Here is a 7,030-nt window from a genome sequence, read left to right on the forward strand (position 1 = left end):
ACTATTCCATCTAGCTTGACATGACCGTGAGTAACGCTAACGAAAGGGTGGGTGGCATTACTTTGTCGACCGAATCGAACAACACGACTCTGCCGCGCCGGGTGCTCGGACGACGCCTGCGCGAGCTGCGCGAGGAGCGCAACCTGAGCCGGACACGGGCCGCACAGGCGTGCGAGATGGGTTCACAAACGCTGTGGCGCTTGGAATCTGGGCGCAGCAGCGAAGTCAAGAAGATGGTTATCAATGCGCTGTGCGACCTTTATCGAGCCAGTGATGACGATCGGCGCGTACTGTTGTGGCTCTCTCAGGAGTCTCGCAAGGATGGATGGTGGCAGTCGTATACCGACGCAATAGCCCCGGATTTCGAGATGTTCTTCGGGCTCGAGCAATCTGCCAGTCGCGCCATCTCGTGCCAGTCGACGTTGGTGCCCGGCTTGCTCCAAACAACCGGCTACCGGCGCGCCCTGTGGAAGGTATCCACGGCCCAGACCCGTCGGCCTGTTGATCTCGATCGCGAAGTCGACCTGATCGCGAAGCGCCAAAACCGGCTTGACGACTCGGAGAACTTCATGCTGGAAGTGCTGCTGAGCGAGTCCGTGTTGCGGTACCACGTCGCGGACGACGAGGTCATGGCAGATCAGTTGAAACGGCTCATCGAGGTTGGCAGCCGCCCAAACGTGTCGATCCGGATCGTCCGGTTCAATGCACCAAATCACTTGGGGCTGACCACTAAAGACTTCGTCTACATGGAGTTTCCAGACCATCCGAACCCCGCGCTCAAGGAACCGCCAGTCGTCTATGTGGAGGGCTTCACGGGTGCCCTCTACTTGGACAAGGACGTCGAGGTTGAGCAGTATCTGGCAGCGTATGCCGACATCCAGCGAGTAGCGTTGAACGAGCACGACACCCGAAGCCTCATTGTGACGGCTGCAAAGGAGTACGAAGCGTGAAGACCGACCTGTCCGGTGCGAAGTGGTTCACGAGCAGCCGCACCGCCAGTGGTAAGGACTGCGTCGAGGTCGCGCACCTAGACGGGGGCATGGTCGGCGTGCGTGACTCGAAAGACCCGACTGGCCCTGCGCTCGTCTTCACCCCCTCAGAGTGGGACGCGTTCACCGCTGGCATCCAAGACGGCGAGTTCGATCGGCCCGCGTAGCAACGAGCCCTCGTAGCAAGGAGTAAGAAACGTGAACATCTACTTCTCCGAAGCCAAGTGGTTCAAGAACAGCCGCAGCACGAGCGGTTCGGATTGCGTAGAGGTCGCACACCTTGAGGCGGGCATGGTCGGAGTACGCGACTCCAAGAACCCGACCGGCCCAGCGCTCGTCTTCACCCCCTCAGAGTGGGACGCCTTCACCGCTGGCATCCAAGACGGCGAGTTCAACGGGCCCGCATAGTGACTGGCCTCTATTGTAGGGTTGCCTAGGGCATTTCAGCCCTGGGCTCCCACAGATCCCGGCGTGACAATCGCTCGTCACCGAGCTCTTGTCATCCTCTCCACCAGGAACCGCGCACCCATGCCAAGTGGGCGAAAAGCCGTGGATACTGGCCGGTGATCCGACGCCAGCAGAGCATGGCCTTCTTGGCGGTACGCAGCCGTTTGTACTTCTTGCGGATCCACCGCACCAGATAGGAGTTGATGCGGGACAGGAGCGGATTCAGCGCGGAGCGCGAGAACGCCCCGCCGTACTGCATCCAACCGCGCACGACCGGGTTGATCTCGTGCGCGAGCTCGGCGAAATCGTGGCCGATCTTGCGGTGCAGCCGCCATCGGCGGATCTGCTCGCTGATCTTGTCGCGGGCATCGTTGCTGATCGCTGGCAGGAACGAGGCGAGCAACCGACCGCTCTTGATACGAACGGTGCGGGCACGGAAAGTGAACCCTAGAAGCTCTACCTACATCGAATTCCTCTCCACATTCGTGGCACACGTAGGGTCTCAGAATTCGTGCCGGAATCTCAGGACGTTTGGCGGTGACGTGGCGGATCCGCCATCATTCTGAGATTCCGCTCTCTACAGACCAACGGGCATTCGGCTCGTGCGGTGACCGCAGCAACCGCCGCGGGCTGCGTCTGGCCGCCCTCGGCATTCCTCCTGGCGATCAGCCGGGGCACTTTGTGCCCGAGAGGAGTTATGCCGACGGTGCCGTTCCAGAGCACGGCTTGCACACTTTCCTGGACAGCCCGAACGGCCGGGCCTTGGAGAACCTACCTAGGGGCAGGTGGGAAGTACCCTGTCGATACCCAACGTGGCAATCAGATCTTCGTGCAGTTCGAACCAAACTCGGTGGGCGGAATCGTGTTTGGTGCCGGTGACCATCTCGGGATTGTCGGCGGCCAGGGAGAGTGCCGTGGCGAACCGAGTGTCGTAACCGGAGAACCGGGCGAGTCGTTCGGTGAGCTGAATCGTCAGCGGAACCAATTCCTCTGCGAGGCTTTCCAGTTCGGCCAGGATCGGCTGGTCCCGCTGCGCGTCCCCGTGGTCGTTGTCCTGCATGCTGCCGTCGGGAAGGATGGTCAGCTGCCAGGCGGTGCAAGCCTGCACCAACCGTGCGTTGAGCGGGAGAAACACGCGATAGACGTCTTCCACGAACGCTTTTGCCCCACACTCGGAAAGCTCGTCGGCGAGTAGCCGCTCGTTCTCCGCACGCCCGCTCTCGGTGAGCGACCATCCTGCGTCCGCCCCGAAACGGAAGCGGCTGATCCAACCACCCTCTCGGAAGTCCCGCACGTGCGACTCGGCGAGGCCGACAGGCATTCCGTATCTGTCGGCCACCGCCTGCGTATCAACAAACCCGCCAAGGCGGATTGCGTGTAACGCGAGCAACGAACTGCGTGAAACGTGCGTCATCCCGGACCTCCCTTTCGTGTTGAGCAGCCATGCCTGGTGAAGCGACATCAACGTGGTGTTGAGCGAACGGCATGAACGTGTCCATTGGTCCCATCGACCGAGATAATCCGATGATTCGCCAGGGCCTCCATCGCCCCCTTGGCTGCCACCACGGCTGGAATCCCGTACTCGCGGGCGACGATTGCCGCATGGGACAGAATTCCCCCGGTTTCGGTCACCACCGCGGCGGCAACGCTGAAAAGCACTGTCCACGACGGATCGGTCGTGCGGCAGACGATGACATCGCCTGGTCGAACCGCGTCGAAGTCGTCAACACTGTGCACCAGCCGGACCGGACCGGCGACAACACCACGGCTGGCCGGGGCGCCGGTGGCAATCGGCGCTTCTGGCATCTTGGTTCCTCCTGTCCGCCGCGCCACCACGATTCGGCTCGTCACTGCCGCGTGGTAGCCGCATGGCGCTCTGCGCCGCGGGTCGCGAATCGTTTCTGCGCGGCCTGCCTGGAGACGCCGAGGTGGGCGCCGATCTCCGCCCAGGGCATGCCTGCGTGCCGGGCTTGGTCCACGAAATAGTCGAGCAGCTGATCGGCCAGCCGCAACCAGTGCGCAGCGTGAATCACTGCTGCTGCCAACTGATCCAGGCTGCTATCGGGGTGGGCCCGCTCGATCGCGACGATCACGTCGCGCAGTGGCACCTGTCGATCCATGCGTCAACCATAGGTTGACGATCACTTCCTCGTCAACTATTAGTTGACGGCATGGCGATAGCTCGTGGATGACTTTCACCGACAACGGATCGATCCAGGAGTCGCACATGAGATTCCACTCCCTCCAACGGCCCGGCCGGCGGTGAGCGCAGAGACGTGGTTCCCGGTATCGGATATGTTTCGCCGCGGTTTCCGATAGTTTGCGGCGAAGTAGCCACGATCCGGTGCGACTTCAGTGAAGATGAGACCGGTCACCCTGAGTTCTGCCCGTACCAATCCACATCCACTATTTGCGGAAGGAAGTTCGGTAATGCCAGCTCAGGAAACTGATACACGGACGGCGAGCGTGACCCGCTCTGGCGACGAGCTCGATATGGCCAGGCGGGACGCGGAAATGGCGCAGATCCAGTGCCAGGCATTCTGCAATGAGGCGCGCGCGGACGCGCAGAACGCCCGCCAAGCCGCGACCCAAGCCACCGCCCTGGCCCGTCAGGCACAGACGCAGGCACGGCAGATACATCATCAGGCACAAATGTCGCACCAGAGTGCGATGCAGGCGGTTCAGCAGGCACAGCAGGCTCGTCAGCAGGCGCAACAGGCCGCAGGTCAGGCGCAACAGGCCGTAAGTCAGGCGCAACAGGCCCAGAATGAGGCCGATCAGGCGCACAGTCAGGCGCAACAGGCCCAGGCAGAGTCCAATCAGTGTCAGCAACGCGCCACCTCGGCGCAGGATCAGGCCGAACAGGCCAGCCAGTTGGCGCAGCAGGCCGAAGATCAGGCGGCACGGGCGAACGACCGGGCCAATCAGGCGGACATGCAGCTGAATCAGATCCGTCAGCAGGCCAGGCACATGCAATTGCTCAGCCGCTGACCAGACGACCTGGGTGACCACGATGGCCTGGGTCCGGCCCCACCAGGAAACCGGTGAGGCCGGACCGTCAGGACGAATCCGAAACCCGACTTCTTCACCGGCGGTGGGAATCTCTGCCAGTTCCATGGCGCTGTCGGCGCGACCGGTCACCGCCGATTCTGTTCTCGTGGCATTCCGAGGTGGCGGCGACGAGGCCGAGGATGTTCGGCCAATTGTGCAGGTGAGTGCCGAGACGCTGAGCCGGGCTGAGCCGTGGCGGATCCGCCGCGTTGAGATTCCGCTCCCTCCGCTGGCCGGTTGGTGAATAATCTTCGCCAGTTGCGATCCAGGGCAGGACGATCTCCCGACCGACGATCAACGAAACAACACCGGTTCTGTTACGAACACCCTGATTGCGCCCCAGCAATCATCACTCTGTCAGGCAACAGATACGCTGGCGGACTTCAACATTGGAAGCGCGGCACAATGGCCTCGTGAACCGACTGCCCACGCTCTCCGCACCGGAAATCACCTCCACCCGTCTCCTGCTGCGCAAGGCACACGATGGCGACCGCGACGGATTCATCGAGTTGCAGACAGATCCCGCAGTGCGGACATACCTCGGCGGTCCGCGACCCCGCACCGCTGTCGAGCAGTATCTCGACACGGTCGGCATAGTCAACGTGACAGCCGCTGCGGGCGTCTACGTCATCGCGGACAGACAGACGAACCTTCTCATCGGAACGCTGATGCTCAACCGCCGCTCGGCAGACCAGCCCGGTCACCTCACCGAGGACGGCGAAGAACTGGAACTGACCTACCTCCTACGACGCAATGCCTGGGGCGCAGGTCTCGCATTCGAAGCCGCTACCGCAGCGCTGCGCACCGCCGCCGCCGAACTCCCGGACCAGCCGGTCCTGGTCATAACCCAGACCGCCAACCAGCGCTCACTGAAACTCGCCACCCGCCTCGGCTTCCAGCCCGTCAGCACCTTCGAAGCGTTCGGCGCGCAGCAGACCCTCGCCGCCGCCCACCTGCATACCTTCGATCCGACGCCGACCACACCACCAACAACGGAGCGGACAGAAGAAATGCCATCGAATCGAGACCAGCCCCGCTAGCCACTGCCTGAGGAGCCGGGCATTGCAGCACATCCCCGCATCCACATGCACGTCACACCGACCTACTCCTACCGGCTCAACGAGGCGGGAACGCTGGTTCGGCCTGCCCACCGACCAGCAAATCCGCCGCGGCGTCCACAAAAGCGTTGCCGCGCTGGGGAAATCAATCCGTGACTAGATCGCCTCTGAAACGAGGACCGCAAGCCGTTCGTCTGGACCAAAACCGCTGACGTAATCTCGGCACGCCTCGCCTCATATCTGCAACGAATTCCCGGCGCAAGACACTGACGTGCTCAAATTCGTTGGGGGAAGCGAGCATTGGGCTCGCCTGTCGCTGTCTCCGATAAGGTCTGTCCGGTGAAAAACATGCGAATCAATGGACCCATTCTGCTGGCCGCGTCCGCGGCACTCGTCGCGTTCGGCCCGGTCACCGTGCTGGCGAATGCGCAAGCACCGCTGCAGGCTCCCGAAGTCACCTTCGCCGGCACCGCGCCGGGAACCGTGACCGCGACCGTGCACAACCCTAACGGCACCGGCCGGTGCTGGGCGGAAGCCGGTGTCGGCCCCGAGCAAAATCACCGCTTCTTCGGCAACAGCGCCCCGGAGTCGATGGCCGGCCCCGGCCAGACCGTGACCACAACGCTGGAAGGGCTCGAACCGGGAACGACCATCAGCGCCCGGGGCGGCTGTTTCGACGACACCCCCACCGGCGGGATGCCCTTCACCGAGCTGGTAACGGTTACCGTTCCCTGATATGCACCGGGCGAAGGCGTTACGCGCCTTCGCCCGGCGGAACCCAGGGGGCGATCGGCACCATTCCATCGCATGTACGTAAGCGGAACAACAACCGTCGTAAAGGCGTTCGTGAACCCGGTCATGGAAGCTCGGCGACCGGGGAGCTCGACTCGGGGCAGTGCGGATGACAGACCGGCGAACCGACAACCATGCCCTCATCGACCGGCGGAAGCGTCACGGTGCCAACCGGTCGATCGCTATGTGGTTGACCGCCGCGGCGGCGGGGTTCGACCTCTTCCAACTGTCGTGCTGCTGATCGGGCTGCTGCCACTGGATCCCGACGTCAACTGCTCCGCCACGTAAACGGTCCCCGGCTGGCTGCGACACAGGGCCTCACACAACCGGACGCCCGGCACGGCCGGGTTCGGATATGCTCGCGACGCAGTGCGTATAGGAACTCGCGACGCGGTGCGCATCGGAAACGGGGAAGCTGTTGGCTCAACTTGATATCGGCTCGACCTTCGCCGACTTCGCTATCGAGGGGGTTTTGGGCCGAGGCGGCATGGGCTCGGTGTATCTGGCCCGGCATCCACGGCTGCCGCGGCAACTTGCGCTCAAGCTGCTCAATCGGGAGGTCTGTGCCGACCCGGAGATGCGCCGCCGTTTCGAGCAGGAAGCCAGTGTCGTTGCCCGCATGGAACATCCGGGAATCGTGGGGATCTACGATCGCGGGATCCACGACGAACAGCTGTGGATCGCCATGCAGTA

General features: G+C 62.9%; 10 protein-coding genes and 1 pseudogene. 6 read left to right on the forward strand and 5 right to left on the reverse strand.

Going from position 1 to position 7,030, the window contains the following annotated elements:
• Positions 1-20: 20 nt before the first annotated feature.
• From ACWEO2_RS34890 to ACWEO2_RS34900, 3 genes are read left to right on the forward strand one after another with little or no spacing between them, the layout of a single operon-like run.
• Positions 21-950, forward strand: coding sequence for a helix-turn-helix domain-containing protein (locus tag ACWEO2_RS34890; RefSeq protein WP_452409255.1), 930 nt, complete (start codon positions 21-23; stop codon positions 948-950).
• A complete protein-coding gene (locus tag ACWEO2_RS34895) occupies positions 947-1,156 on the forward strand; it encodes a DUF397 domain-containing protein (protein ID WP_452409256.1) in 210 nt (69 codons plus the stop codon). The genes ACWEO2_RS34890 and ACWEO2_RS34895 overlap by 4 nt, the downstream gene beginning before the upstream one ends.
• A gap of 31 nt (positions 1,157-1,187) precedes the next feature.
• Positions 1,188-1,397, forward strand: coding sequence for a DUF397 domain-containing protein (locus ACWEO2_RS34900; protein ID WP_452409257.1), 210 nt, complete (start codon positions 1,188-1,190; stop codon positions 1,395-1,397).
• 91 nt (positions 1,398-1,488) lie between these two features.
• Here the strand turns inward: ACWEO2_RS34900 and ACWEO2_RS34905 are convergent, their stop codons facing one another.
• From ACWEO2_RS34905 to ACWEO2_RS34925, 5 genes are all read right to left on the reverse strand, one after another.
• Positions 1,489-1,839, reverse strand: coding sequence for a group II intron maturase-specific domain-containing protein (locus ACWEO2_RS34905; RefSeq protein WP_452409258.1), 351 nt, complete (start codon positions 1,837-1,839; stop codon positions 1,489-1,491).
• 372 nt (positions 1,840-2,211) lie between these two features.
• The gene (locus tag ACWEO2_RS34910) at positions 2,212-2,757 is read right to left on the reverse strand and encodes a hypothetical protein (protein ID WP_452409259.1); all 546 of its coding nucleotides are present in this window, start codon (positions 2,755-2,757) and stop codon (positions 2,212-2,214) included.
• Positions 2,758-2,897: 140 nt separating this feature from the next.
• Positions 2,898-3,242, reverse strand: a complete 345-nt coding sequence (locus ACWEO2_RS34915; RefSeq protein ID WP_452409260.1) for a PEP-utilizing enzyme — start codon at positions 3,240-3,242, stop codon at positions 2,898-2,900.
• A 41-nt stretch (positions 3,243-3,283) separates the two neighbouring features.
• Positions 3,284-3,556: a hypothetical protein gene (locus tag ACWEO2_RS34920; RefSeq protein ID WP_452409261.1), complete on the reverse strand. Its 273-nt coding sequence runs from the start codon at positions 3,554-3,556 to the stop codon at positions 3,284-3,286.
• A gap of 286 nt (positions 3,557-3,842) precedes the next feature.
• The gene (locus ACWEO2_RS34925) at positions 3,843-4,577 is read right to left on the reverse strand and encodes a hypothetical protein (protein ID WP_452409262.1); all 735 of its coding nucleotides are present in this window, start codon (positions 4,575-4,577) and stop codon (positions 3,843-3,845) included.
• 323 nt (positions 4,578-4,900) lie between these two features.
• Here ACWEO2_RS34925 and ACWEO2_RS34930 point away from each other — a divergent pair, with 323 nt between their 5' ends.
• The 3 genes and pseudogenes from ACWEO2_RS34930 to ACWEO2_RS34940 form a co-directional block, all read left to right on the forward strand.
• The gene (locus ACWEO2_RS34930; RefSeq protein ID WP_452409263.1) at positions 4,901-5,527 is read left to right on the forward strand and encodes a GNAT family N-acetyltransferase; all 627 of its coding nucleotides are present in this window, start codon (positions 4,901-4,903) and stop codon (positions 5,525-5,527) included.
• Positions 5,528-5,884: 357 nt separating this feature from the next.
• Positions 5,885-6,280, forward strand: coding sequence for a hypothetical protein (locus tag ACWEO2_RS34935; protein ID WP_452409264.1), 396 nt, complete (start codon positions 5,885-5,887; stop codon positions 6,278-6,280).
• Positions 6,281-6,824: 544 nt separating this feature from the next.
• Positions 6,825-7,030, forward strand: a pseudogene (locus tag ACWEO2_RS34940) (serine/threonine-protein kinase); the annotation flags it as partial.

This window comes from Nocardia sp. NPDC004278 (genome assembly GCF_053602975.1).